This window comes from Streptomyces sp. DH12 (assembly GCF_020873895.1).
Taxonomy (GTDB): Bacteria; Actinomycetota; Actinomycetes; order Streptomycetales; family Streptomycetaceae; genus Streptomyces.
This window is the reverse complement of sequence record NZ_JAHWGT010001633.1, coordinates 1-392: the sequence shown is the minus strand read 5'-3', so window position 1 is coordinate 392 and position 392 is coordinate 1. Positions and strand designations below refer to the sequence as shown.

The window sequence follows — 392 nt, the reverse complement described above, 5'->3', positions numbered from 1 at the left end:
CATTCCGGTCGCCATGGCTTTCGGCAGGCTCACCTTCATCCAGCTGTGTGTCGTCGGCGTTCTCCAGACGGCGACATCCGTCGCGTTCGACGCGGCGAGTGGAGCGCACCTGAAAGCACTTGTCCTTCCTGAGCACCGTCTACGCGCCAACAGCCTCTTCGAGACGACCAACTGGATCAGCGTCAGCGCTGGTCCGCCCGTCGGCGGGCTTCTGATCGGGGCTCTGGGCGCGGCGGCCACGATGGTGGTCGACGCATTGTCCTTCCTCGCATCGGCCCTGGGAATCCGTCGCATTCGGCAGCCAGAACCCGCGCCACCGGTCCGCGCCGCCAGTGCTCACCTGGGTCGTGACATCGCGGCGGGCTGGCAGTACCTCCTGCGCCACCCCGGGC

General features: G+C 67.6%; 1 protein-coding gene. It reads left to right on the top strand.

Annotation, left to right across the window (positions count from 1 at the left end; all coding sequences use genetic code 11):
* Positions 1–13: 13 nt before the first annotated feature.
* On the top strand, positions 14–392 hold a 379-nt coding region (locus tag LPA54_RS41450), incomplete at its 3' end, for an MFS transporter (protein WP_228985533.1).